Origin of the sequence: Bacteroides sp. M10, assembly GCF_014334015.1 — a bacterium.
In the GTDB taxonomy this organism is placed as follows: Bacteria; Bacteroidota; Bacteroidia; order Bacteroidales; family Bacteroidaceae; genus Bacteroides; species Bacteroides intestinigallinarum.
In genome coordinates this window covers 6,668,158-6,692,643 of record NZ_CP060488.1, presented here as the reverse complement: position 1 = coordinate 6,692,643, position 24,486 = coordinate 6,668,158, and the positions used below count along the sequence as shown (strand labels likewise).

Annotated in this window: 17 protein-coding genes and 3 riboswitches; of the genes, 9 read left to right on the top strand and 8 right to left on the bottom strand. The window is 43.5% G+C overall.

Annotated features, from left to right (window positions below):
- The first annotated feature begins 48 nt into the window (after positions 1 to 48).
- Entirely contained in the window at positions 49 to 1,218 is a 1,170-nt protein-coding gene (locus H8796_RS25000) for a sugar MFS transporter (protein ID WP_117934178.1), read from the top strand.
- Between the two features lie 2 nt (positions 1,219 to 1,220).
- On the opposite strand, the gene H8796_RS24995 is transcribed toward H8796_RS25000, so the two are convergent.
- The 6 genes from H8796_RS24995 to H8796_RS24970 all read right to left on the bottom strand — a co-directional run bounded on the left by H8796_RS24995 (position 1,221) and on the right by H8796_RS24970 (position 8,404).
- Positions 1,221 to 1,799, bottom strand: a complete 579-nt coding sequence (locus H8796_RS24995) for a Crp/Fnr family transcriptional regulator (protein WP_117934406.1) — start codon at positions 1,797 to 1,799, stop codon at positions 1,221 to 1,223.
- A gap of 13 nt (positions 1,800 to 1,812) precedes the next feature.
- Positions 1,813 to 3,168: an MATE family efflux transporter gene (locus H8796_RS24990; RefSeq protein ID WP_117934176.1), complete on the bottom strand. Its 1,356-nt coding sequence runs from the start codon at positions 3,166 to 3,168 to the stop codon at positions 1,813 to 1,815.
- Positions 3,169 to 3,318: 150 nt separating this feature from the next.
- Positions 3,319 to 5,004 carry a putative transporter gene (locus tag H8796_RS24985; protein WP_115484969.1) on the bottom strand — a complete coding sequence of 562 codons (1,686 nt, stop codon included), beginning with the start codon at positions 5,002 to 5,004 and terminating at the stop codon, positions 3,319 to 3,321.
- 211 nt (positions 5,005 to 5,215) lie between these two features.
- A riboswitch (cobalamin riboswitch) is annotated at positions 5,216 to 5,427 on the bottom strand.
- Between the two features lie 78 nt (positions 5,428 to 5,505).
- The gene (locus H8796_RS24980; protein ID WP_004299412.1) at positions 5,506 to 6,261 is read right to left on the bottom strand and encodes an ABC transporter ATP-binding protein; all 756 of its coding nucleotides are present in this window, start codon (positions 6,259 to 6,261) and stop codon (positions 5,506 to 5,508) included.
- Entirely contained in the window at positions 6,258 to 7,274 is a 1,017-nt protein-coding gene (locus tag H8796_RS24975; RefSeq protein WP_049702091.1) for an iron ABC transporter permease, read from the bottom strand. The genes H8796_RS24980 and H8796_RS24975 overlap by 4 nt, the downstream gene beginning before the upstream one ends.
- Positions 7,271 to 8,404: an ABC transporter substrate-binding protein gene (locus H8796_RS24970; RefSeq protein WP_187343894.1), complete on the bottom strand. Its 1,134-nt coding sequence runs from the start codon at positions 8,402 to 8,404 to the stop codon at positions 7,271 to 7,273. Before H8796_RS24970 ends, H8796_RS24975 begins: the two co-directional genes overlap by 4 nt.
- A gap of 138 nt (positions 8,405 to 8,542) precedes the next feature.
- Positions 8,543 to 8,755: riboswitch (cobalamin riboswitch) on the top strand.
- Positions 8,756 to 8,818: 63 nt separating this feature from the next.
- Here H8796_RS24970 and H8796_RS24965 point away from each other — a divergent pair.
- The 3 genes from H8796_RS24965 to H8796_RS24955 are packed head-to-tail and all read left to right on the top strand — an operon-like array spanning position 8,819 to position 12,105.
- Entirely contained in the window at positions 8,819 to 10,003 is a 1,185-nt protein-coding gene (locus tag H8796_RS24965) for an ABC transporter substrate-binding protein (protein WP_081352696.1), read from the top strand.
- 7 nt (positions 10,004 to 10,010) lie between these two features.
- Positions 10,011 to 11,048 (top strand): iron ABC transporter permease, encoded by a 1,038-nt coding sequence (locus H8796_RS24960; RefSeq protein WP_117934174.1) that lies wholly within the window; start codon positions 10,011 to 10,013, stop codon positions 11,046 to 11,048.
- A gap of 25 nt (positions 11,049 to 11,073) precedes the next feature.
- Positions 11,074 to 12,105, top strand: a complete 1,032-nt coding sequence (locus H8796_RS24955) for an ABC transporter ATP-binding protein (protein ID WP_233530308.1) — start codon at positions 11,074 to 11,076, stop codon at positions 12,103 to 12,105.
- 682 nt (positions 12,106 to 12,787) lie between these two features.
- Here H8796_RS24955 and cbiD read toward each other — a convergent pair.
- Both cbiD and cobM read right to left on the bottom strand, forming a co-directional pair.
- Complete coding sequence (gene cbiD / locus H8796_RS24950; RefSeq protein ID WP_008998862.1) at positions 12,788 to 14,599, bottom strand: cobalt-precorrin-5B (C(1))-methyltransferase CbiD; 1,812 nt, start codon at positions 14,597 to 14,599, stop codon at positions 12,788 to 12,790.
- Positions 14,596 to 16,425, bottom strand: a complete 1,830-nt coding sequence (cobM, locus tag H8796_RS24945; RefSeq protein ID WP_117934171.1) for a precorrin-4 C(11)-methyltransferase — start codon at positions 16,423 to 16,425, stop codon at positions 14,596 to 14,598. The genes cbiD and cobM overlap by 4 nt, the downstream gene beginning before the upstream one ends.
- Before the next feature lie 131 nt (positions 16,426 to 16,556).
- Positions 16,557 to 16,752: riboswitch (cobalamin riboswitch) on the top strand.
- 56 nt (positions 16,753 to 16,808) lie between these two features.
- Here cobM and H8796_RS24940 point away from each other — a divergent pair.
- From H8796_RS24940 to cobJ, 5 genes are all read left to right on the top strand, one after another.
- A complete protein-coding gene (locus tag H8796_RS24940) occupies positions 16,809 to 18,992 on the top strand; it encodes a TonB-dependent receptor (RefSeq protein ID WP_008024874.1) in 2,184 nt (727 codons plus the stop codon).
- Between the two features lie 25 nt (positions 18,993 to 19,017).
- The gene (locus H8796_RS24935; protein ID WP_049702095.1) at positions 19,018 to 19,713 is read left to right on the top strand and encodes a precorrin-2 C(20)-methyltransferase; all 696 of its coding nucleotides are present in this window, start codon (positions 19,018 to 19,020) and stop codon (positions 19,711 to 19,713) included.
- Positions 19,710 to 21,800, top strand: coding sequence for a TonB-dependent siderophore receptor (locus H8796_RS24930; protein ID WP_233530305.1), 2,091 nt, complete (start codon positions 19,710 to 19,712; stop codon positions 21,798 to 21,800). Before H8796_RS24935 ends, H8796_RS24930 begins: the two co-directional genes overlap by 4 nt.
- Positions 21,801 to 21,827: 27 nt before the next feature.
- Positions 21,828 to 22,859: a sirohydrochlorin cobaltochelatase gene (locus H8796_RS24925; RefSeq protein ID WP_008024868.1), complete on the top strand. Its 1,032-nt coding sequence runs from the start codon at positions 21,828 to 21,830 to the stop codon at positions 22,857 to 22,859.
- A 218-nt stretch (positions 22,860 to 23,077) separates the two neighbouring features.
- Complete coding sequence (cobJ, locus tag H8796_RS24920) at positions 23,078 to 24,484, top strand: precorrin-3B C(17)-methyltransferase (RefSeq protein WP_008024866.1); 1,407 nt, start codon at positions 23,078 to 23,080, stop codon at positions 24,482 to 24,484.
- Positions 24,485 to 24,486 lie beyond the last annotated feature (2 nt).

The following is a 24,486-nucleotide window of genomic DNA, read 5'->3' as shown; positions in this document are numbered from 1 at the left end:
TTGACAGGACACCGGGGATTTTATATTTTATAATATAGTGGGTTAAACATGAAAACACAAAATTCTATTTATGCCGCCCTTCCCGTTCTTTTCGGGTTCTTTGTAATGGGCTTCTGTGACATAGTCGGTATTTCATCCGATTATGTTCAACGTACTTTCAACTGGTCTCCCGTGATGACGGGATTTGTTCCTTCATTGGTTTTTATCTGGTTCCTGTTTTTAGGTATTCCTGTTGGAAATCAGATGAACAAATGGGGACGTAAAAATACGGTCTTGCTTAGTATGGGAATAACGGTAGTGGGGATGCTGCTGCCATTAGTCGTTTATAACAGTGTGACTTGTATGATAGCTTATGCTCTTTTGGGAATTGGCAATGCTATTTTACAGGTTTCGCTGAATCCGTTATTGAGTAATGTGGTAACCAGCCAACGTTTGCTGACAAGTAGTTTGACGGCAGGACAAGTGATTAAAGCAGTGTCTTCTCTCGTCGGACCGGAGATTGTGTTGCTGGCTGTAGCACACTTTGGAGATGACAAATGGTATTATTGTTTTCCTATATTGGGCTTTATCACGTTATTATCTGCCATTTGGCTGATGGCTACGCCTGTTAAACGGGAAGATTCCAGTGCCGCAACCCAACAACTTTCTATCAGTGATACTTTTTCTTTGTTGAAGGATAAAACGATTCTGTTGTTATTTCTGGGTATCTTTTTTATTGTGGGAGTAGATGTTGCTACTAACTTTATCAGCTCCAAACTGATGGCGGAACGATTTGACTGGACGACAGAACAAGTGAAGTTTGCCCCACAGGTTTATTTTTTAAGCCGTACGGTAGGTGCTTTGCTGGGTGCTTTCTTGTTAGCCCGTATTGCTGAAATGAAATATTTCCGTGTGAATATTGTTGCCTGTATTTTCTCTTTGCTTATTCTGGCCTTTGTAAAAAATGATATGGTGAATCTGATTTGTATCGGTGCTGTCGGCTTCTTTGCCTCATCCGTATTTTCTATCATTTATTCGATGGCTTTACAGGCAAGGCCTGAAAAAGCAAATCAGATTTCCGGTTTGATGATTACTGCTGTTGCTGGTGGCGGAGTAGTTACTCCGGTGATTGGGTTTGCCATTGGAACAGTAGGTGTTATTGGAGGTGTTTTTGTTACTTTAGCTTGTGTGTGTTATTTGACTTATTGTGCTTTTGGGGTGAAGACCGCGAAAGCATAGTATTATTGCGGAGAAGATGCTATCTTCGCCCGAATCCTACTTAGCGACTGCGGAGTTATCCACAAGTAAGACGCAATATGTTTTAAAGGCACATATTGCAATAATTCCGGAGTCTCTCTGATAAGGTTGAGGTAGCGTTCTTTAGCCCGTGGGCTTCCCGAGCTGATAAGCCAGTTTTCCTGTTGAAGAAACTGATGATCCATGAGGCGGAGCCCCAAATTAGCGAGTCCGATGGATGAGGCGAATAGCTGATTCAGAGCTGTTCGGGAAATACAATAGGCCACACTGTCACACATGACCTCAATATTTATTAATGAGTAGGCATTATCTACATAACCCCAGACGGAGAAAGCAGCTTCTCCGTCTGAAGCAAACCAGATGGTAGTATCCACTCCGTCTTTATGATAATAGGCTCGCCATATTCCTGTCTTGATAAAATAAAGATTACAGTTCTTTGTCCCCTCGCGTACTATTAAATCTCTCTTTTTGAAATGTACCTTTTCCATACAGTTCAGTAGAGACTGTACATCGGTTTCTGATACCTTGTATCTATCGCAAAGTTTTTCAATGAATGTTCTCATATTGCAAAGATACTTATCGTCGGCAGACAATGAAACGATCTTTCAAATAAATTCCGAAAATATAGAAAGTAGTTAATAACTCTGCCAATGGTACGGCTAGCCAGATACCCGGTGTACCCAATACCGGAGGGAGCGTAAAGAATCCGATTAACATAAACACTACTCCCCGAAGAAGAGTGATAATTGTTGCCCGCTGACCTCTTTCAACGCTTTGATAATAACCAATGCCAATCATGTTGACGGCAAAGAAAATGAATCCTGCTCCGAAATAAGGAAGTCCGTTTACTGCTATATCGAATGCAGCGTAGCTGCGGTCAATGAATAGCGAAACAATGTCTTGGCAGCATAGTACGGTAAGAATGAAAAAGCTGATACCGCAGATTAAAGCGGTCCGAATGGCGAGATGCAGTGTCTTTCGTACACGCTCGGGCTGTCCGGCTCCGAAGTTATAGCTGATAATGGGTTGTGCGGATTGTGCAATGGCATTATAGACCATGAAGATGATAGGGAAGAAGTAACAGGCAATACTAAAGGCTGCCACTCCGTCTTCACCGAGATGGTGGATGAAAACGTAGTTCCCCAGAAACATCATACAGGCAATGGATGCTTCACTGATAAAAGCAGAACTTCCCAGTTTAATCATATAACCGATGTTGCGAAGAGTCAATAACAGACTTTTGATACTTAACTTTATCCGGCATAGATGGAGGGTATGAGAGAAACGGAGTAGGTAAATTAGTGTCATCAACCCTCCCACAACAGTCCCCAGACTGGTGGCAAAAGCTGCTCCCATTATTCCCCAACCAAATTCGAAGATGAATATATAATCCAGTATGATATTGAGTATGGCTGCAACTGCATTACACATCATGGCATAGGTGGGCGAACCATCCAGGCGGATGCAGAACATTCCTATATTTAATACTTCGTAGAATACGAGAAAAGGAAGATACCATGCCATATATTCTACGGCCAACGGCAACAATCGGTCCGAACTACCCAATAATCTGGCCAATGGCTCTATAAAATAAAGACACAGAGCAGACAGGATAAGTATGAGCAATGCGGAAAAAGCAATTGCCTGAGTGATATTAATATTTGCTACTTTGCGTTTTCCTTGAGATAAATGAATGGAAGCCACCACCGAAGCTCCCACTCCGAACATCAGTCCGATACCCGCTGCAATCATAAAAAGCGGTGCGGTGATATTTACTGCTGCCAGTGCATCACTGCCAATTCCTTTTCCTACAAATATCCCGTCCGTAATAACGAACAGCGCCGAGAATACCATCCCAAGTACCGTAGGAATTAGTAACTTACGGAACAACGTGGAGATGTTCATACTACCGAAATCAATACTATCTTTCATAACTTTCTACCTTTGTCGTTGAAAATGGCGGCAAAGGTAGGGGTATGAGAGGAGATAAAAATTACCATTTGGTAATTTTTACTATATGGTAATGAGATAAGAAGAGGTAATTTATTGATTTGTAACCGATATGCAAGAAGTTGGACGTCATTATCCCAACGACAGAATCAATATTTGTGCCGTCAATACTCGCAGAAACATGGTGAGCGGATAGACCGTAGCGTAACCAACGGCAGGTGCATCACAGGAGGTCAGGTCATTGGAGTAAGCCAATGCCGGCGGATTGGTAGTAGAACCAGCCAGAACCCCGATAAGCGTGAAATAATTCAGCTTGCAATAATACCGTCCTACCAATCCTGTAATTAGAAGTGGCAGGATGGTTATGATTACTCCGTAGCCTACCCATATATATCCTCCGCCATGAATGACTGTGTCTACAAAGCCTTCGCCTGCTCCTAAACCTACGCAGGCGAGGAAGATGGAAATACCGATTTCACGAAGCATCAGGTTGGCACTCATGGTGGTATAAGTAATCAGCTTGTATTTCGGACCGAAACGGCTAATCAGGATAGAAACGATGAGCGGACCGCCTGCCAGTCCTAGTTTCACAGGTTGCGGGATTCCGGGAAATGCGAAAGGAAGACTTCCCAGAATACATCCTAAAGCGATACCTATAAAGATAGGAATCAGGTTCGGGTGATTCAAGCGTTTCATGGAGTTGCCAAGTACTTTCTCTGCATGGGCAACAGCCAGTTCGGAACCTACAATGGTGACACGGTCTCCCATTTGTAACTGTAATTGTGGAGAAGCTACCAAGTCTACTCCCGAACGATTGATACGGGTGATGTTTGCTCCGAAGTTATTTCTGATTTTGAGTTGTGAGAGCGTTTTCCCGTTCAATTCCGGTTTAGTAATCAGGATACGGCGTGAAATGAGCTCTTTGTTCAGTTGTTCCCATTCCATTTTGATTTCCTTTCCGAAGAATATAGTGATTGCTTCCACGTCAATCGGGGTAGAGATCACTAATATGATATCCCCTACATGTAGAATTGTTTCGGAATTGACCAATTCGGTTTCTCCACCCTCGCGGTGTTTGATGCGGGAAATGACAAACTTACGGTTCAGTAACGGGCGGAGTTCTTTAATCCTGATGCCGTCTACCGATTCGTTTCTCACTTCAATGGAGATAGGACGTACGGTAAGTTCCTGGAGATGTCCCAGACCGACTTCTGCTTCTTTTTCTTCTTGAGCAGTATTGATGCGAAGGAGATATTTCAAAGCAAGCAGTGAAAGGATGATACCTACTACACCCAGCGGATAACTGACAGCATATCCCAAAGCAATTTCGGGAGCATCTATTCCATTCAAATCACTATTGGCCTGTTGTGCGGCTCCCAGCCCCGGAGTATTGGTGACAGCTCCGGACAAAATACCTACCATTGTGGTAATCGGAGTTCCGGTGGTGAAGTGCAGGATAACAGTGATGGTTACTCCTAATACTACTACCAGCATGGCCAACATATTCAGGGTAAAGCCCCCCTTTTTGAATGCTGAAAAAAAGCCGGGCCCTACCTGCAAACCAATTGAGTAAACAAACAGAATCAATCCGAATTCTTTTAGAAAGTGGAGCAGGTGTTCGTCCAGATTCATGTTGAAATGGCCGAATACGATTCCGACAAAGAGTATCCAGGTAACTCCCAGAGATACTCCCCGCACTTTGATTTTTGCAAGGATGATTCCAAACGCTATGGTTAGTGACAGAATCAGTACGGAGTGTGCCACTCCGCCGCCCCAAAGATTGGGGTAACCTTCAAATAAATTTCTTAGAACTTCCATTGTGATTATTATATGATGATATTTTTTAGTTAAAAGTACCCCCGGAGAAATCACTTCTGCGGGGATACGCACACATTGAGCATGACGGTCTAATGCCGTCCTTTTGATATTTTAGCTAGAGAGAATTTATCCTCCTTCAATCATTTCCGATGTCATGACTACTCGATTCTTTTTTTACAGTCTGCCGTTTTCCTATCCCACGAGTAAAAACAACTATAAAGGTATGAATGGCAGGTCTTCTGACTGACTCCCTTCCTGATGCCTTCCCGACCTTGACTATCGATACCTGGTCAGTGGTAAAAGTAAATATCAAGAAGTTGAATGGAGTTTCACAGCAGCGGGACTGTCCGGGATTTACACCCGATTCCCTTTTAATTCAGATAGTTGATATGGCTATCTGAAACCAATTCGGGGCAAAGATAGCGAATTTATATAGGAACCCAAATGAATGCTACCTATTTATTTTATACACAGTCTGATTCTTGTCGGATATCTGTTTGTTTATTTGATGCGTACTCTCATCTCCTGCACATCAAACGTGACGGATTCATTTCGGAAAAGTCTTTCTATATGTCCGCTAGCCACCATTTCCGGAGTAGGCAGCGTGTACATCTGCGGATTATCGATGAGCATGATGGAGTCGCAAAGCGATAAGGCAATGTCGAGGTCATGAGTGGAGAATAAGACACATTTTTTTTCTTCCTGTGCCAGTTTCTTTAAAAGCAAACAGAGCTCGTAGCGGTTAGGTAAGTCCAGGAAGGCGGTCGGTTCATCAAGCAGGATGACGGGAGTATCCTGTGCAAGAGCACGGGCAATCATGATTCGCTGACATTCGCCATCGGACATTTTATCCATTGTCTTTTCTGCATAACCGGACATACCGACTAGCTGCATAGCGTCATCCACCCGCTTTTGGTCTTCCGGTTGCAGTTGGCCGATCCAGTTGGTATAGGGAGCACGCCCTAAGGCTACTACATCTTTACAGCGGAGATTAGCGATACGTACTTTATCGGTGGTGACAAAGCTTATATTCCGGGCTAATTTTTCCGGTTTCAATGATGCTATGTTTTTTCCTTGCAGAGTAATCTCTCCTGATTGAGGCTTTTCCAGCCCCATCATAGCACGGAGCAGGGTGCTCTTTCCCGTTCCGTTACGTCCTAACAGGGCAACGAGTTGTCCGCCTGTGATTCGGGCATTTACCGTTTCCAACAGCGTGCGCTGTCCATATCCTAATGTCAGTTCTTTAAGTTCTATCATTTGAATCTACGCAAGTTTTTAGCAATTACCCATAAAATAACCGGAACACCTAGTAAGGCGGTGATGCAGTTAACCGGAAGCAGAAACTTCTTGGCGATGATGTCGCAGAGAAGCATGCTGATAAGCCCTGTCAGCATGGTGCCGGGGACCAGTATCCGGTGGTCGGCGTTGTTGAACAGCAGTCGTGTGACGTGCGGTACTGCCAGGCCGATAAATCCTACCGGACCACAGAAAGCGGTGACCGTTCCTGTCAGCAGTGCGGTAGAAACGAAGATGAACGTGCGTGAACGTTTAATGTTCATTCCCATCGTTCGTGCATAATTTTCACCGAGCAGTAGCAGGTTCAGCGATTTGATACAGGCTACGGAAATCAGTAAGCCGATACATAGCATTGGTATCATGATTCCCAATTGGGTGACTGTGATATGGCTAAGAGATCCCATTGACCAGAGTGTGAACATTTTCAGTTGTTCGGCCGAACTTAGGTATTGGAGTATCTGAATGATAGCGCCTGCTACGTAGCCTATCATAACTCCCATGATCAATACACCGAGAATGTTTTTTACTTTCCGGCTGATAATGGCTACTCCCAATAAGATTACGGCAGTTCCTATCCAGCCCGAACCTACGATACCCAGCGACTGAAGAATTGGAAACTCCGCCCATCCAAGTAATGGAGCACCTAGTATGAACAGAGCTACGCCCAGTCCTGCACCGGAACTTACTCCCAGCAGGTAAGGATCTGCCAACGGATTCTGGAATACTGTTTGCATCTGTAAACCGCTAACGGAGAGTGCTATTCCTATCAAAGCCGCTACCACTACCCGTATGAAACGGATAGAAAGGAGAATATTCCGTGTCATTTCGTCACATTCGCCTCCGGTGAGTACAGCCCATACCTTGGTGATAGGAATATATGTATCTCCCGTTGCCATGTCTATCAGTAATAACAGTATGGCAACTATACCCAGTGTAATGAATAAAAAGGGAGTACGTTTATCAGGCTGTTTCATTCCAGGTGTCTGTAATAGTAAAGTGAATCGGATACGAGTTCGGGGTGAAAGATATGAATCAGGTCACGCAATACGATGTCGGGACGTACTACTGCAGATTCCCAGTAGTCATTACCTCCTGTCGGTGTTGTTCGTAAATTGTTGTTGTAAACAGTTTTTTCGCGTACAGCTTTGGCGTCTACAAATTTAGGATTGACCGTCTTTAGTTCATCCAACGTAGAAGCCATGCCTACATTAATCCAGTAGTCGGCCTTTTGTATCAGTTTGTAAGCCGTTTCCAGTCCGATGGGAGTGGAACTGTTAGAATTGTTTTCTTTGTAGATGTAATCCGCACCCGCATCAGTTACCAATTGTGCCATGTAACTTTGTGTGGAAGGCATCACCCAACTGTCGTTCCACGGGGTATTGAGCATAACGGTAGGACGTTGCTCTACCGATTCGGTGAGCGCTTTCAAAACTTGATAACGTTTAGGGATTTCACGGAATATCTCGATGCCTTTTTTCCTGCTGTCTGTTAATTCGGAAAGAGCTACCAGCCATTCGGCTTTACCAAGCGGTGATTCCTCCAAATATTCTCCTACATACATATAAGGTATAAACAGTTCTTTCAGTTTGTCTGTTACGGCAGTTTGCGCATCTCCGATACCGTATAACAGGACAACATCCGGTTTCAGTCCCAATAATAACTCATAATTCATTTCGGGTCCCATATCCTTAATAGAATCTTTGTGTGCAAGGATATATGGATTGGATACATAGTCGATGCCCGATACTCCGATAATTCTGTCCACTTGTCCTAATGCGTCGAACATGGCGATGTAGGAAGAAGCCATACATACGATGCGTTTGGCTCCGGCAGGAATCGTAGGACCGGTAAATCCGGCAGGCGCTTGTTCACCGTTGCGGGAAATGAAATAAGACATTTTCACGTCTTTGGCTCCCTGCCATGGATTGGAAACCTGAATAAGTGTGCTGGCGGTATTGTCCGCACCCATAATCTTGAATCCGGTAGCATATTCAGGTGTATAGACATCCTGTTTGAAAGCCTCGAGAGAAGTCTTCTTGTTGGATATACAACTAGCCAGGAAGAGAAGACATAGCCATGTGAGGATTGAAATAGGAGATTTCATCTTTATTCGTGTATCTTTTAAATGAATAAATAATTTTCGGTGTCTGAAGATTGACATTGTGGGGCAAAGATAAGTATCTTTGGAGATATTCTTTCTTTTTTTATTGCATTTTCTCCGAAATCATTCCTATTTATGTATCTTTGCAAGGTGAATTTTGGTGTCACTTTTCCGATGCTACGGAAAGAGTGGTGAAAAGGGAATCAGGTGAAAATCCTGAACAGACCCGCTGCTGTAAGCTCCGCTGAAGTTTTCCTGCAATACTCAAATCCACTGTCTCGATCATGAAGAGGCGGGAAGGGCGTCAGGAAAATGGAGTAAGTCAGAAGACCTGCCAGAATGAAGTTTTCGATACTTTCCGGGAGTAAGGTTCGAAAAATACTTGAATAATCTGAAGATTAATCTTATAGATAAAATATGAGCAGATATAATAGTATGCGGCTGAAAGGAAAATACTGGCCGGTTGTTTGCCTTTTGTTATTTCTCGTTTCTTGTGGACAGAAAAGTAAAAACAATACGCAGGCAGTCGGAGTGGCGGTTAGCACCTCTGATTCCTCCCGGATCATTCTTCCGGAATATGCTGAAGGTTTCGAAGTGCAATATGTAGAGGGAGGGTGTCTGGTAACTATTCAAGACCCGCAGAAAGAAAAAGGTAAAGGGGAAATTTATCAGTATGCGTTTGTCAGGGATAAGGAAGCCTTTGCGAAAAATAAAGTATCCGCTGATTATGTAGTGCAGCCCGTTCCGATTAAGAATATCATTTGTATGACTTCGTTGCAGCTGTCCAATTTTATAAAACTGGATGAGTTGGATCATGTGGTAGGTATCACAAGTACCCGCCATTTGTTTAATGAGGAAGTAAAACGCCGGTTGAAAGAGAAGAAAATTCGTAAGATAGGGATAGAGGGGAACTTTGATAATGAAGTCATTATCTCCATGAATCCCGATCTGATTCTGATTTCTCCTTTTAAACGGGGAGGATATGACGCATTGAAAGAGGTAGGTATTCCTTTGATTCCGCATTTGGGATATAAAGAGAATTCTCCCCTCGGGCAGGCAGAATGGATTAAGTTTATCGGTCTGCTGATTGGAGAAGAGGAGAAAGCAAATGCGATCTTTGATTCGATTAAGACTGAATATAATACATTGAAGCAGCTGACGGCAAAGATTGAGAAAAAGCCGGTTGTTTTTAGTGGTGAGCTGCGTGGCGGCAACTGGTACGCCGTAGGAGGACGTAATTTCCTCGCACAACTTTTCCGGGATGCCGGTGCCGATTATTTCCTAAAAGATGATCCGAATACAGGTGGAGTGACTTTAGACTTTGAGACTGTTTATAGCCGCGCGGAAAGTGCTGATTATTGGCGGATATTGAACAGTCATAACGGCACGTTCACTTACGACGCCTTGAAAGCGCAGGATTCCCGGTATGCTGATTTCCGGGCATTCAAAGATAAAGGAGTGATTTATTGCAATCTCAAGGAGAAACCTTATTATGAGAATGTTCCCACTCATCCGGAAGTGCTGCTGAAAGATTTGATTAAAGTATTTCATCCGGAACTGCTACCGGAATATACTCCCGTTTTTTATGAGCTTTTAAAATGAGAAGGATATGAAAACTCCTGTCTGGTTGTTGATGCTTCTGTTGGTTGGATTGATTTTTTTTCTTTTCTTCCTGAATCTCGTATTGGGTTCTGTATCTATACCGTTTCGTGCTGTATGGGATATTTGCCTGTGGGGAGATCATGAGAACCACATCTGGACGAATATTATCTGGAAATCGAGAATGCCCCAGGCAGTCACTGCGTTGGTTGCCGGAGCAGGGTTGTCCGTCAGCGGATTGCAGATGCAGACAGTTTTCAGAAACCCATTGGCAGGGCCTTCAGTGTTGGGGATTAGTTCCGGAGCGAGTATGGGAGTAGCTTTTGTCGTTTTATTGTCAGGCAGTCTTGGAGGAGTGGCGTTGAGCAGTCTGGGGCTGATTGGTGAATTGGCGCTGACGGTTGCCGCTATTGCAGGAGCATTGTCTATCATGGCGCTTATTGCTTTCGCCTCACAGAAAGTAAAAGGAAACGTGACTCTGTTGATTATCGGTGTGATGATTGGTTATGTAGCCAATGCTGTGATTGGAGTCTTGAAGTTTTTCAGTGTTGAAGAAGATATTCGCGCGTATGTCATTTGGGGATTAGGAAGCTTTTCCCGTATTTCCGGTGACCAGTTATTCCCATTCCTTTGCACAATGGCTGTACTTCTTCCACTCTCTTTTCTGTTGATTAAGACATTGAATCTGTTGTTGCTTGGAGACAGTTATGCGCGAAATCTGGGCTTGAATATCAAACGTGCCCGTTTGTTGGTAATCTCCTGTTCCGGAGCTTTGGTGGCGATTGTAACGGCTTATTGTGGCCCAATTGTTTTTCTGGGACTGGCTGTGCCGCATCTTTGCCGTGCTTTGTTCCGTACTTCCGACCATCGGATATTGATGTCTTCTTCTTTACTGGTAGGGGCGGCAATGGCGTTATTGTGTAATCTGATAGCCCGTATGCCGGGATTTGAAGGTGCTTTGCCGGTCAACTCCGTCACAGCTTTGGTCGGTGCACCGGTGGTAGTGTCGGTGTTGTTCCGTAAGCGTAAGGGAGAGGTAAATGAATGATAATCAGAACAGGGAGAAACTTAACATGCAAGAGCAAGAAACCATAACTATCAGGAACCTGGCCACAGGCTATAAAGGAAAGCATAAAACGTATATCGTAGCCCGTGATATCAATGCCAGTATTTATGCTGGCGAACTCACTTGTCTGCTTGGAGCCAATGGAGCGGGAAAGTCCACTTTGTTGCATACACTGTCCGGTTTCCTACCGAAATTGTCGGGAGAGATTCGGATCATGAATAAAGAGGTTGAGAAATATTCCGATGCGGATATGTCGAAAGTCATCAGTGTGGTGCTAACAGAAAAGTGCGACTTGCGTAATATGACGGTGGAAGAGATGGTAGCGTTAGGAAGAAGTCCTTATACCGGTTTTTGGGGAGTGTTGAAGAAAGGAGATAAAGAAATTGTTTCCCGTGCGATAGCCGGTGTGGGGATAGAGGTGCTAACCGGTCGGATGATGCATACGTTGAGTGACGGAGAAAAACAAAAGGTAATGATTGCCAAAGCGTTGGCGCAGGAAACACCTGTGATTTTTCTGGATGAACCGACTGCTTTCCTTGATTTTCCAAGTAAAGTGGAGATGATGCAACTGTTGCATCGATTATCCCGCGATACGGGGAAAACGATTTTCATGAGTACCCATGATTTGGAATTGGCTTTACAGATTGCCGATAAAGTCTGGATGATGGATAAAGAAAACGGTGTGACTATCGGAACTCCTGAAGACTTGTCACTGAATGGTACATTAAGTAACTTCTTTTCCCGTAAAGGAATCATGTTCGACCAAAATACAGGATTATTTAAAATCAACAATGAATATTCTGTAAAGATGCGTCTTGAAGGGCATGGCCAAAAGTATGCGATGGTCAGGAAAGCTCTTTTGCGAAATGGAATTCTGGCAGGACGTGAGATTGAATCTGATGTTTACATAGAAACAGGTAATCTTCAGACGGAAGGATTTTTGCTGCATTTGCCGGAGAATGAAGTTCGAAAAGCGGAAGACATTGAGGTATTGCTCAAGTTGGTGTCCGGTTATCTGGTGAATAGCAGATATAGTTGATTCAAAAAATCCTCAAAACTGTATGGAAATGAGCCGAAATATAATCTCTTAACACTCTACTACAGAATTAAAAAGTAAAAATTTGCTGTCACCTGTCACATGTTTGTATTTAAACATCTGACAGTGAATGAGTAATGGTGTGACGGCAGCATGTGACAGCACAGTGACAGTACTTTTGTTGTCACCTCTTCTCACTCCTTCTTTTAGAAGCAAGTTCCAAGCAAGTTTCCTTTGTTTGAAACTAAAGTTTCAACTAAGAGAAACTAGAGTTTCCAGCCTTGAAACTAATGGTTTCAAGCAATTGGAACTAGAGTTTCAAGCTTATGAAACTAAAGTTCCATCCCATGAAACCAATGGTTTGAAGGTATGAAACGAATGTTTTTCTATGACTAAAAAATATGAAGCTATACAGGTTGTGATTTTCAGGAAAGAGAAAAGGAAGAGAAGAAAGAATCGTGGGAGAACATGTGACAGCAAAAGTACTGTCACTGTGCTGTCACATGCTGCCGTCACACCACTACTCATTCATTGTCAGAAGTTTAAATACAAAGATGTGACAGATGACAGCAGATTTTCACTTTTTAATTCTCTAGTAAATGCTCGCTGGGATTATGTTTCAGCTTATTTTTTATGACTTGACTTATTTCAAAACCGCATAGAAATAAACCTGCCAATAATAGATTTAGAATAGGGTAGAGTGAAATTGATATGAAATCTCCCCAGTCTCATTGATTAATAAAATGGCGAGCTCTCCTTTGGGAAAAAGTGGTGTACAGTGTATATGACATAGTTGCACCAACTTGTTGAACAAAATTTCTTTATCTTTCTTGTTTGGTATTCCCCATAGTTCGCGGGCAAGCGTCATTTGTTCGATCAATGCTAAAGTCTCATCTGAACAGCTGCACTGAATAGCTATTTCTTTTAAAAAGTCTTTGTTCATTACCACTTTCTTGCTGTGAGTATCCAAGTGTCCTTCTGCCAGTTTTACCGCTTTTCCTATCATAATCCCCATGCTTACCTTTTGAAAACCAGTCTCTGCTGCTATTTTTAATGTCTCTCCGATAAAGTTCCCGTAATGCACAAAAGCCTGTGGAGGGAGATTCGGATAGAGGCTCCGGACAAATTTCTCACTTTTGGCTCCGGAATTGATAACCAATCGTTCCGCATTAACTGCATAGGCCACTTCCACTTCCTTGCGTATGGCATCGACGAATGCTTCCGAAGAAAAAGGTTTCACAATACCCGAAGTTCCGATAATGGAGATCCCTCCAATAATTCCCAATTTCGGGTTGAATGTTTTCAGAGCCAGTGTTTCTCCTTCGGGAACGCTGATAGTTACGTCCAGCCCTCCTCCATAAAGCAAGGATAGTTCATTGACGATCATTTTCCGGGGAGTCGAATTAATGGCAGGTTCACCGACGGCTAATCCCAATCCGGGAAGTGTGACTTTTCCCACCCCTTTTCCTTGCAGGAAATGTATGCCGGGAGAATCGGAAAAAGATACAGTGGCTACAATCTGATGTCCGTGGGTAACGTCCGGGTCATCTCCGGCATCTTTGATGACACTGGCAGTGGCGGTATTCTCATCCGTTTTTTCTACCTTATATATAGGTAGGACGACCCTTTCTCCATCCGGTAATGTCACTTCCGTTTTTTCTTCAAAACATTCTTCTGTCAATGCAAGTAAAGCGGCTTTGGCTGCGGCTGTTGCGCAGGTTCCGGTAGTGAATCCACTTCTTAGGGCATAAAATCCCGGTACATTTAGTTCAACAGCCCGTCTCAATCCGTATTTCCCATTTACTGTAATAAAGCCCTCGGGCAGGGGAGGACGGCGGACCACATAAATTTTGATTCCGTTTTTCAGAGCAGCTTCTATTTTTTCGATGAAGCCTCCCGAACTGCCGCTTTCTTTTGTGATAATCGCTTGCGGGGAAAGTTGCTTAAAAAGGAGTGATTCATCTTCTTCGGGTTGATAGAAAATCAGTTTTTCTTTGGGGAATCCTGCCTTTATGGCAATATCTACGGATTCCGACCGTTCCAGAACCCGAAAGATACAGTCATGCTCTTTCCAGAAACCTTGTAGCTTGGTAATAGTTTGAGTGCCGGTAAGAGCCAGTAGTTTCTCTATACCGTCCTGTTTCATACGGGCGACGGCGCCTTCGAAGTCATCACACCAAATGATTTCCTCCGATAATTCCGGATAGATACGCTCCAGGCGCACTACCTTGATCGTTAATTCTTTTGCCGCGAGGAAGATATTCTGGTGGAGTTGTTGCGCAAATGGATGGGCGGCATCTATTATTAATCGGATGTCGTGTTCACGGCAGAAAGAAATGATTTTTTCTGAATCCATGTTGCCGGTCAGTCGCGTCATATTTCTGCACGTGACTTCCTGAAGGGTGCCACGTGTGGAATAATAAAAGGGTTGTCCTGCTTCATCGAGGGTTTCAGCGGCAGTGCGTCCCTCCGTCGTTCCTCCGAAAATCAGTATCATGGGCGGAAAAGATGTTTGAATTCATCAGCATATAGTCTGGATAATCCCTCCCGGTGGTCGATGGCATTACCGACTACAAGCAGGGTAGTAAGAGTCAGATGGTTGTCACGGACAATTTGAGCAAGATCTTTCAGCTTGCCGCGATATATCTTTTCTTCTTTCCAAGTGAGTTTGTAGCAGGCAGCTACGGGCGTTTCGGGAGAGTAGGCTTGCAAGAGTTCTTCCTGTACCTGCTCCACAATAGCAGCACTTAGATAGATGCACATCGTGCTTTGCGAGCGCGCCAGCAAATGAAGTTTTTCTTTCTCAGGCATCGGTGTCCGACCCTCTCCACGTGTGAGGATAATGCTTTGCACTTCTTCAGGAATGGTGAACTGTGATTTGAGGGCTGCTGCTGCGGCCTGAAAAGAAGAAATGCCGGGAGTGATGTGATACCTCATTCCGTATTGGTCGAAGAATGCCATTTGTTCGGCAATAGCTCCGTAAATACACGGGTCACCTGTGTGGAGACGTACCACAAACAATCCCTTGTCATAGAAAGACTTCATGAGGGTGAATTGTTCCTCCAATGTCATGTCTGCCGAGCTTCTGACTGTAGCGCCCGGTTTGGCGTAATACGTCAGTTCGCGTGGCACCAGACTGCCGGCATAAAGAATGAGGCCTGCCTTTTCCAGCATTCTCTTGCCTCTTACAGAAATCAATTCCGGGTCGCCCGGACCGGCCCCCACAATCTCGATATGCCCGTTGTTGCGGTCACTATCAGCAGAAAGTGCTACGGCAAAGGTGAAATTATTCCCTTCGGATAGTATTCCTTTTTGCTTTTCCATCAACAATCTGCCGTAATCGGAGGCACGGATAGCAGAACTTTCGGCCACCCCATCAACGCCTGTCACTTCTTTCACTTTTTCGGAGGGATTCGGAACGCTGATATCTGCCAGTTCTTCGGCTTTATAAATATGTAGTTCACTGTTTGAGAACTGCGTATGTAATTCTGCAATCAACGGTTCGTCTTTTTTCAGTTCAATCGTTGAAATGCTTTTCACTGCAAGTGGAGAAAGATGGTGTCGCAATAATTCATCTTTCATATAAATGCAGACTCCTTGTGGAGAACATTCTTTTTTGCAGCCTACCCCGATATGAAGCACGGGCGGATAGAACTGCAGTGTCGGGATAGGAGCGTCATATTCCCACGGACCAACAGTGATGAGTAATTGGTATTCGGCCAGCGGTATTTCTTCCAATCTATAATAGATATCTGTATGTTCCGGACAGCTCTGTTCAAGTTCGGCCGTTCCTTTATCCTTGACACTAAGCAGCAGGGCTGTCTTGTGTTTATTCACAAACTGAAAAATAGCCTGATTCATGGAAGCCGGTGTTGCCGAAGTTCTCCATCCGTAACGGGAGGTAAACGTATCCAGCGCCCACAACTGTTGATTATCACTTTGGGTGGTGACGATGGCTTCCCCTCCGGTGATTCCCGCAACGATTCGTGTCAGTTCATTGCCGCCTCCGATATGTCCGGACAGTACGGAGATAACGAAACGTCCGGTACTGTCAACGTTAATCACTGCCGGATCGGTATATTTGTTCCGGATGCAGGAAGCAATACTTCTCACACAGATGCCGAGTGCACCGATAAAAACGATTGCTTTAAAATCGGAAAAATGTTCTTTCATAAATCCGCTGTACGAGGTGATTGTTTCGCATCCCTCTGCTTCTCCTTTGAGGTATATGGCGGATTCTGCTAACTCTCTGCTTATATTCCTGGCTATGGGCAGACTTGACTCGGAAATTAAAATGATTGCTGTCTGAACGCTCTTTTCCATCCTGAAAATAATTAATTGAGGTAATGTTGCAAAAGTACAATAATAATCAGTTTCTTTTCTTGAGAGGTAGTGTAAATTTCGTGTTACTAAAAATATTTTTAGATATGTTATGAGATACAAATTAAATGTAGTAATTTTGCAGCACTTTAGGTGATGTTTTCAATCGTCCGATTGAACATAAAAGGGAATCCGGTGTGAATCCGGAGCAGTGCCCGCTACTGTAACATCCATCTATTGAAAGTTTTACTACTGCCACTGTGCCGGATGCACGGGAAGGCGAACTTTCAGGATGAAGTCAGGAAACCTGCCTAAGGAAGAAACAATAGTTAACTTGTTCTCGGGGCTAAGAACATAAACTATAGAAATTTAAGCATAATCACAAAATGTTGAAAAAACTTATTTTGACCACCATGTTGGTCGGTGTATGTTGTGTTGTGTCCGCTCAGGTTACAATCAAGGGGCGTGTGTTGAATTCTGAAACCGGAGAGCCTGTTGTCGGAGCGAATATTCGGGTGGACCATAGTCTGCAGGGGGGAACTACGAATGCAAAAGGAGAGTTTATAATCAAGGGATTGCCTGATGGCAAACAAACCCTGCAAGTATCACATCTCAATTATGAACCGCAACGGTATTCCACTTCAAAGAGTGTAAATGACGTCGTGATACGCATGACGGAAAGTCATAACAATTTAAACCAGGTGGTAGTGACCGGAACCGGAACACATCGCCGGATGGTGGATAGTCCCATCCCGGTAAATGTATTGACTGCCAAAGATATCAAGGAGGCCAATGTTACGAATCTTGAGGAGGCTCTTACCAAACTCACTTCTAACTTTTCTTTCTCTACCAGCGGTATGGGAACGGAAATGGTGCTTAATGGCTTGAATAGCGATTATATCCTTGTATTAGTGAACGGACGGAAACTGATTGGCGATGATGCGTTGATGCGCATCAACATGGCAAACGTGAAACGAATTGAAATACTGAACGGTTCGGCATCTGCGCTGTATGGTAGTGATGCCATTGGTGGAGTTATTAATATCATCACGGATGACAGCAAAAACAAGATTGACGCATCGAGCACTACCAAGGTGAGTGACCACGGACGTTTTTCGGAAGCTGTGAATCTGGATTTGAATGTTGGCAAACTTTCATCGTATACTTCTTACCAACGCCAACAGTCGGATGGCTGGAAACTTCATCCGATGACCGAAACGGTGAATAAAAAAGGGGAAGTGAAACTGGATCCTACCGATAAACAGGCTTTCACCGGTTATCATTCGAATACGGTCAACCAGAGTTTCTCTTATTCTCTGAATCATAAGACAACGCTGTATGCACAGGGTTCGTACTATAATTTCCTGAATGACCGTCCGGTAACGGAATATAAATATAATATGTATCATGAGAATTATACGTATGGTTTCGGTATGAAGTATATTGTGAATAAGAAAGCATATATCGATGCCGATTTCTATTCGGACAATTACAAGTCGGCTTATGACTATATTCAGGAAAGCGGTGACTTCAAGATTGGAGATAAGGAAACTCGTAAGAAACAATATTTTTACCGGGGAAATGTGAAGAGTATTATCAAGGTGAACAGCAAGAACAAACTGTCTGCCGGATTGGAATATCTGGATGAAAAGCTGGAAAGTGAATCGGACAATATCTCTAATAAGACGCTCTACACCATGGCTTTATATGCACAGGATGAGTGGACGATTGCCGAATCTCTGCAAGCAGTAGTGGGATTGCGTTACATTTATAATGAAACATTTGAAGATCATTTCACTCCGACAGCTTCTATTATGTATAGGGAGGGTGGTTTCCGTGGCCGATTGTCTTTTGCAACAGGTTTCCGCACGCCTACTCTTTCTGAAATTTACGCTACGGATCTGGCAAAGACTACCAATCGCTATACTATCGGAAATCTGGAACTGAAACCGGAAGAAAGCAAGAATTTCTCATTGAATCTGGAATATACTCATTCCCGTTTTTCTGTATCAGCAACGGCTTTTGTAAATAATGTGACGGATATGATTAATTACCGTACTTTGAGCGATGAAGAAGCTGCACAGTACGGTGATTATGATGAAGTGCGCCAGCGTGACAACATCGATAAAGTGAGAATCAAAGGGGTGAATGTAAATGCAAATGCTTACCTGGGACTTGGATTCAATCTGGGAGCCGGCTATACGCTGTTGGATGCAAGAAATCTGATAACGGACAAACCGATTGACAAAAGTGTCAAGTATGCAGGAAACGTAAATGCGCAATGGTCTAAGAACTGGGGATTGTATGGACTGAACATCAATATGGTTGGTCGCGGACAGGGAAAGAGATATTCCGAAACGTATGACTATGATTCATCCGGTTTTATGCTTTGGGATTTGAATACAGGACATACATTCAATCTGAAATATTTCATTCTGAATGCCGGTTTGGGTGTTGAGAACCTGTTCGACTGGGTAGACGACCGTCCCTGGAATACGAAGAAACCTTATTCGACCATTACACCGGGAAGAGCTTTCTATGCAAGCCTGACGATTCGTTTTAGAAAATAAGGATAAGAAATAATCGATAAGAGAGATGGAAGATTTGAAACCGGTATATATCGTTTCTTTAGGTCCGGGTGAAGCGGGGCTTATCTCTTTGATAGGAGGTGCTACACTATGTCGGGCAAATGCTATTTTTTGCCCGAAAACAAATGCGCGTTCCCGGTCTTCTGTTCTTCTGAAAGAATTGAAGATAAAGAAAGAATCTATCAGACGCTATACATTGCCGATGAGTAAGAAGCGTGAGATGGCTTATGAGGCTTACGATAAGGTTTTTGAAGAAATAGTCAGCCTGTATTCGGAAGGTTTATGTGTGGCGATAGTGGCTGAAGGAGATGCAGGTTTTTATTCTTCTACCAGTTATTTGGTCGGAAGGCTCAAAAAAGCGGGGATACCTATCAAGCAGATTGCCGGTGTTCCGGCGTTTATTGCAGCGGCGGCTTCCATCGGTCTTTCCATTGTGGAACAAGAAGAACGGTTGACGGTGTGTCCGGGAAAAGTGGACAGGGAACTGTTCAGCCGGATTGCTTCCGGTAGTGAAGTGGCGGTAGTGATGAAACTATCGCAGTGTGAGGAGGAAGTGAAGCATTTTATAAGTTTGGAGGAAGGACTTGTCTGTCATTATTTCGAGAATGTGGGAGCGGACGGGGAATTTTATACGTGTGATAAGAAAGATATATTGGCAAGGGAATTTCCTTATTTCTCTTTAATGATAATAAAAGGTAGATGAAACGAATGAGACAAATATGGTTAACAGGACTTGTTTTGTTGTCTTTATCCGCAGAGGTAAGTGCACAGAGCAATGTCGCCATGCAGGATTCGATTCCTGAAATAGTGGTGACAGGTACGGGAACGGAACACTATCTGAAAGATGCACCTGTGCAGACGGAAGTGATTAGCCGCAAAATGCTGGATAGTTATGCAGGGGCTACCTTGGAAGATATTTTGAGCGGACTGTGTGCTTCTTTTGATTTTAGTGCTGGTGATATGGGAGCCAATATGCAATTGGGAGGACTCGGCAATGGTTATATATTAATCCTTGTTGATGGCAAGAAGATGCATGGTGATGTAGGCGGACAGAATAATCTGGGCTTGATCGATCCGGCTCGTATTGAACGTATTGAAATCGTGAAAGGAGCTGCTTCGGCACTTTACGGAAGTGATGCTATTGCAGGAGTGGTGAATATTATATTAAAGAAACACCGCGAAAATATTTTGATAGAAAATACAAGTCGCGGCGGATCGTATGGAGAATTCCGGCAGTCGAATACCGTACAGTTCAAGGTTGGTAAATTTACTTCTTCCACTAATTTCCAACTGAAGCATTCAGACGGATGGCAGAATACAACTTATGAAGATCCGAACCGTTATGAATATCCTATAACCAATTCCATCAATAAGACTGTAAATCGCTATACGGACTGGCAAGTGGCACAGCGTTTCGATTATCAGGCTACAAAGGATTTGAGCCTTTACGCTGACGGTAGCTTTTATCGCAAACGGATATATCGTCCTTGCGGAGTGCCTGACTATAAGACTTATGATTTCCTTTATCGTAACTCTTCTGTTGCGACAGGAGGTAAGTTGAAGCTGAAAAATAGCAATAGCATTATGCTGGACGTCAACTATGATAGTCATGCTTATTATTATATGTACACTCGCGAGACTTGGGATAAGGAGTATGATGATAGTGGCAAGGAGATCAGTTTTCCATATTTCCCTGGTGATAAAGGATTGCAAAGCGATCAAAGCCGCTTGTTATTGCAGTTGAAAGGTATATTCAATCTGCCATACTTCAATCGTTTGAGTGTGGGTACTGATACGGAAATCAATTGGCTGGATGCTCCCCGTCGACTGGATGAAAAAGATCAGGTATCCGATTATACGACCTCTTTCTATGCGCAGGATGAATGGACGCCTATTGAACGGTTGAATATCACAGCGGGAGGGAGACTGACAGTGAATCAGAACTTTGGTGTGCGCATCACTCCGAAAGTATCGGCACTTTATAAGTTAGGAGCTTTTAATCTGCGTGCTACCTATTCGGAAGGATTCAAGACACCGACACTGAAAGAATTGCATTACCGTTATATCCGTCAGATGTCAATAATCTCATTGAATCTGGGAAATACGGAGTTGGATCCACAGACCAGCCGTTATGTTTCCGGTGGACTGGAATATAATGGAACTCGTTTCAGTATCAATGTCACGGGATATTGTAACTGGGTAGATAATATGATAACTCTAGTCACTATTCCTCTTTCGCAGGCTCCGGGTGATCTGGTTGTTACCTATGATCCTGCCCGTGTACGCCAGTATCAGAACATGGATGATGCCCGTACTTATGGGGTGGATGTGAATGCCAAATGGACACCGGTCCAATCACTGACTCTGACAGGAGGTTATAGCTATCTGGATACTGAAGCGAACCAATATGATGAAGAAGATCAAGTAATGAAACATGTCATTATTGATGGTATGGCTCATCATCGTGCTACTGTGAGTGCCATCTGGACGCATGCGTGGAGACGGAGTAACTATCGTCTTGGCATTGGAGTTTATGGACGTATTCAGAGTAAACGTTATTATCAGGATGATGGAAATGGCAAGGCTTATAATCTTTGGAGGCTGAATACCCGTCACCAATTCAAATTGGGCAAACGATGGAATGCCGAGGTGAATGCGGGAATCGATAATATCTTCAATTATTATGAGACAACGTATCACAGCCTGAATTATGGTACAACTACAGCGGGACGAACTTTCTATGGTTCGTTGATGATACAATTCGGACAAAAAAAGACAAAAAATACATGATGTTTAACCCTTTAAAATTTTAAAGACATGAAACAGTTTAGATTTATGATGATGACAGCTTTAGTAGCTGTAATGTCCCTTTCGGCAGTATCTTGCTCCGACGACGATGATGATGTGGCAAAATCCAACCACGATAAGAAGATGGAAGCAGTAACTGCCGAAGTACAAGCCAACAAAAAGCATGATACAGCCTTGCTGCTAGTGACTTTTGGTAGTACGTGGGATGCGCCTCAAACGACTTTCAATAATATGAAAGCGCAGTTTGCTAGTAAGTTCCCTAACATGGATATTTATTTTTCTTTCACTTCGGAGATTTGTATGACCCGTTGCGCGGCAAAAGGTTGGAATTATTATGCACCTTCTTTCTATTTGGAAGCTATTGGTCTGGCAGGATATAAGACGGTTTGCGTGCAATCTCTTCATGTTATTCCCGGCGAAGAATTCCTTCGGGTACAGAATGTCGTGAAAGATTTCCATAATGATGGTGAGCACCCGGAATTTGCCAACGTGAAAGTATATTTGGGTGGTCCGTTGTTGGAAACAGAGGAAGATGTAACCAATGTAGCAAAGATTCTGCATGAAACTTATAAAAGTAAAGTGGAGTCGAATAATATTGTGACTTTCATGGGACATGGAAATCCCGAAAATTATAACTACGGGAATGGTAACTCTCGCTACACGATGATGGAAGCAGAGTTGCAGAAACTTAATTCTAATTATTTTGTGGCTACTGTAGATATGGAAGATAATTATATAGACGATATGATTTCCCGTATGCAGGCAGCTAACAAGAAATCAGGTAATGTGATCTGTCATCCGTTGATGTCTATTGCAGGCGATCATGCTAATAATGATATGAAGGGTGGTGTTGGTGCCACGGCTGAAGAAGGAAGTTGGCGCTATGAATTGGCAAAAGCCGGATATACTTGCCCGTTGGCTAACTGTGATATCAAAGGATTAGGTGATTATTCCAAGATTGTAAGCGTATGGGTTAGCCATATTGAGAAGAAGGTCGCTGATAATGATGCAATGTATGATCCGGATGCGGAAGAAGAATAATTGGTTGATTAGTTGAGTGTGAAATAATCATACTGCTAATAAACAAAATAAAGCCAACCAAAATGGCCGTATTTGCTATAAATAAAACGGGATCATTTTAGTTGGCTTTTTATATAGTCAGGATATTCTGTGATTTTTTATTCAGAACTATCTGATTACATTTTATCTTGTTTAAGTTTTTATCTTTACCTTTGTTTCAGGTATAATCCTGAAGATGTATGAAAGAAAATAAGATCATAGTAGCAGGTATCGGTCCCGGTAGCCCGGAAGATATTACTCCAGCTGTCGTTAATGCCTTGAAAGAGTCAGATGTAGTGATTGGATATAAGTATTATTTTCAGTTTATTACCTCCTGGCTGTCGGAACAGACAGAATGCATAGATACCGGAATGAAGCGGGAGAAAGCCCGTGCAGAATTGGCTTTTGAATATGCTGAACAGGGAAAAACTGTTTGTGTCATCAGTTCCGGTGATGCGGGAATCTATGGGATGGCTCCGTTGATTTATGAAATGAAACGGGAACGGGGGAGTGAGGTCGAGATCCTCGTGCTGCCCGGTATCAGTGCTTTCCAGAAAGCTGCGTCATTGCTGGGTGCTCCCATCGGTCATGATTTTTGCATTATCTCTCTGTCCGACTTGATGACTTCCTGGGAAATCATAGAAAAAAGAATCACTGCCGCTGCTACTGCCGACTTTGTAACAGCCATTTACAACCCTAAGAGTGAGGGACGTTACTGGCAGCTTTATCGTCTGAAAGAAATCTTTCAGGAATCCCGTTCACCGGAAACGCCCGTAGGTTATGTCCGTCAGGCAGGTCGGGAAGAAGAAACGGTGGTAGTGACCACCTTACAGGATTTCGATCCGGAAGAAGTGGATATGTTTACAGTAATACTGATTGGCAATTCACAAACTTATCAATTTCAGAACCGGATGGTAACTCCTCGCGGATATTATCGCGAACAGGAAAAGGGGGAAGTCGGAAAAGGACAGGAGATTATGATGAACTCTTTCCGGAAGATAGAGGAAGAGATGCAGAATAAAGAGATCGACCTTGACCGTAAGTGGGCTTTATTTCATGCCATACATACCACAGCGGATTTTGAAATGGAGAAGCTGGTATATACGGATAAGGAGGTTGTAAAGAACTTGTATGAACAGATTGCTTCCGGACGGATTAAGACGATTATCACAGATGTCACGATGGTAGCTGCCGGCATACGGAAAGGTGCTTTACAGCGTTTAGGGGTGGAAGTGAAATGTTATCTCTCCGACGAACGTGCAGTGGAACAGTCGAAGAAACGGGGAACTACCCGCTCACAGGAAGCTATTCGCCTGGCTGTAGAAAAACATCCGGATGCTCTTTTTGTATTTGGTAATGCACCTACGGCATTAATAGAACTGTGCGATCTGATTCGAAAAGGAAAAGCACACCCGTCCGGGGTTATTGCCGCTCCCGTAGGATTCGTGCATGTGAAAGAGTCGAAATACATGATAAAGACATTCACGGAAGTACCGAAGATTATTGTTCAGGGCAGACGGGGAGGAAGTAATCTTGCCGCTACATTGGTGAACGCGATTTTATGTTTTGATGATGCCCGGACACTGCGCCCCGGCAGAGATGTATAGAA

Excerpts from the sequence above, each read along its gene's own strand:
- H8796_RS25000 (WP_117934178.1), top strand. The coding sequence starts at position 49 with ATGAAAACACAAAATTCTATTTATGCCGCCCTTCCCGTTCTTTTCGGG.
- H8796_RS24995 (WP_117934406.1), bottom strand. The coding sequence starts at position 1,799 with ATGAGAACATTCATTGAAAAACTTTGCGATAGATACAAGGTATCAGAA.
- H8796_RS24990 (WP_117934176.1), bottom strand. The coding sequence starts at position 3,168 with ATGAAAGATAGTATTGATTTCGGTAGTATGAACATCTCCACGTTGTTC.
- H8796_RS24985 (WP_115484969.1), bottom strand. The coding sequence starts at position 5,004 with ATGGAAGTTCTAAGAAATTTATTTGAAGGTTACCCCAATCTTTGGGGC.
- H8796_RS24980 (WP_004299412.1), bottom strand. The coding sequence starts at position 6,261 with ATGATAGAACTTAAAGAACTGACATTAGGATATGGACAGCGCACGCTG.
- H8796_RS24975 (WP_049702091.1), bottom strand. The coding sequence starts at position 7,274 with ATGAAACAGCCTGATAAACGTACTCCCTTTTTATTCATTACACTGGGT.
- H8796_RS24970 (WP_187343894.1), bottom strand. The coding sequence starts at position 8,404 with ATGAAATCTCCTATTTCAATCCTCACATGGCTATGTCTTCTCTTCCTG.
- H8796_RS24965 (WP_081352696.1), top strand. The coding sequence starts at position 8,819 with ATGAGCAGATATAATAGTATGCGGCTGAAAGGAAAATACTGGCCGGTT.
- H8796_RS24960 (WP_117934174.1), top strand. The coding sequence starts at position 10,011 with ATGAAAACTCCTGTCTGGTTGTTGATGCTTCTGTTGGTTGGATTGATT.
- H8796_RS24955 (WP_233530308.1), top strand. The coding sequence starts at position 11,074 with ATGCAAGAGCAAGAAACCATAACTATCAGGAACCTGGCCACAGGCTAT.
- cbiD (WP_008998862.1), bottom strand. The coding sequence starts at position 14,599 with ATGATACTGATTTTCGGAGGAACGACGGAGGGACGCACTGCCGCTGAA.
- cobM (WP_117934171.1), bottom strand. The coding sequence starts at position 16,425 with ATGGAAAAGAGCGTTCAGACAGCAATCATTTTAATTTCCGAGTCAAGT.
- H8796_RS24940 (WP_008024874.1), top strand. The coding sequence starts at position 16,809 with ATGTTGAAAAAACTTATTTTGACCACCATGTTGGTCGGTGTATGTTGT.
- H8796_RS24935 (WP_049702095.1), top strand. The coding sequence starts at position 19,018 with ATGGAAGATTTGAAACCGGTATATATCGTTTCTTTAGGTCCGGGTGAA.
- H8796_RS24930 (WP_233530305.1), top strand. The coding sequence starts at position 19,710 with ATGAAACGAATGAGACAAATATGGTTAACAGGACTTGTTTTGTTGTCT.
- H8796_RS24925 (WP_008024868.1), top strand. The coding sequence starts at position 21,828 with ATGAAACAGTTTAGATTTATGATGATGACAGCTTTAGTAGCTGTAATG.
- cobJ (WP_008024866.1), top strand. The coding sequence starts at position 23,078 with ATGAAAGAAAATAAGATCATAGTAGCAGGTATCGGTCCCGGTAGCCCG.